The following is a 1,428-nucleotide window of genomic DNA, read 5'->3' as shown; positions in this document are numbered from 1 at the left end:
ATCAACGAGCAAGAATAGACGATTTTACAGAGCATTTATTTTTGAGACAGCACACTAGAGCCTAAAGAGACAAACTTGACGATGGCCCTTTACGGATACGCTCGTGTTTCCACAAGCGATCAAGATTTCGTTCTGCAAGAAAAAACTTTGCGTGAAGCGGGTTGTGATGTCGTGCGTGCCGAGAAAAAAAGCGGAGCTAGCCGGGTTGGTCGGACGGAGTTGAAAACACTGCTCGATTTTCTACGCCCTGGCGATACATTAGTGGTGACGCGTGTTGATCGTCTTGCACGAAGCATCAAGGATCTTCAAGACATCGTTTATACACTCAAAGAACGTGGGGTTAGTCTCAAGGCGACGGAGCAACCAATCGATACGCAGAGCGCAGCCGGAAAAGCATTTTTGGACATGCTGGGCGTATTCGCTGAGTTTGAAACCAACCTACGACGCGAACGGCAGCTTGAAGGAATTGCTGACGCTAAAGCTCGTGGTGTTTACCGGGGCCGCAAACCGTCGATTGACCCGCTGGAAGTTCAGCGCTTATGGACGGAAGAAAATCTAGGTGCCACAGAAATTGCTCGAAAGCTTGGCGTTGGTCGCGCTTCAGTGTATCGAGCTCTAGCTCAAAATGGACGCCAAGCGTAGTTCCATTCCTGTTGACTCGTTGCTGCAATTGCGGCAACGGCTCGACCGCTTGCCAAAGAAAAGCCCGGAGCGGGCTACACAAGTGGCCGCAATAGCTGAGTTGTACGGCGTGTCCCCTAGCACCGTGTACCGGGCGCTGAACCTCATTCATAAACCCCATGCGGTCCACCGTGCCGATCGCGGTAAGCCGCGTGTATTACAGCAGGCCCAGCTGGAACGCTACTGCGAGCTGATCGCTGCGCTCAAAATACGTACCACGAACAAGCAAGGGCGGCACCTTTCCACTCGCCGCGCTATCGAGCTGTTAGAAGATTACGGGGTGGAAACTGAGCAAGGCTTGGTCAGGGCACCCAAGGGTATTCTGACCCGTAGCACGGTGAATGAATACCTCAGTCGCTGGCTCCTGAATCAGTCGCGATTATTGCGGCAACCGCCTGCCGTTCGGTTTCAGGCTGAGCACAGCAATGACTGCTGGCAATTCGACCTGTCGCCTTCCGACCTCAAGCACATCGAAAAGCCTGAATGGATTGACCTGAGCAAGGGTGAACCAACGCTGATGCTGTTCAGCGTGGTAGATGACCGCAGCGGTGTGGCTTACCAGGAATACCACTGCGTTTACGGTGAAGACGCGGAAACGGCGCTGCGCTTTCTGTTCAACGCCATGGTACCGAAGGCTGACCCGACCTTTCCGTTCCAAGGCCGTCCCAAGATGATCTACCTGGACAACGGCCCCGTGGCCAAACGTCGCGTTTTCCAGAACGTCATGCAGGCGCTCGGCATCGAGTG

Annotated in this window: 2 protein-coding genes; both read left to right on the top strand. The window is 54.0% G+C overall.

The window, feature by feature from the left end; translation table 11 throughout:
• The first annotated feature begins 81 nt into the window (after positions 1-81).
• Positions 82-642, top strand: coding sequence for a recombinase family protein (locus tag DW49_RS0123595; RefSeq protein ID WP_005782565.1), 561 nt, complete (start codon positions 82-84; stop codon positions 640-642).
• Positions 643-646: 4 nt separating this feature from the next.
• The coding region (locus DW49_RS0123590) for a transposase family protein (RefSeq protein ID WP_477742856.1) at positions 647-1,428 on the top strand (782 nt) is incomplete at its 3' end.

Origin of the sequence: Pseudomonas avellanae BPIC 631 (assembly GCF_000444135.1) — a bacterium.
In the GTDB taxonomy this organism is placed as follows: domain Bacteria; phylum Pseudomonadota; class Gammaproteobacteria; order Pseudomonadales; family Pseudomonadaceae; genus Aquipseudomonas; species Aquipseudomonas avellanae.
The sequence above is the reverse complement of the archived record's forward strand: the minus strand, read 5'-3'. Positions and strand labels throughout refer to the sequence as shown.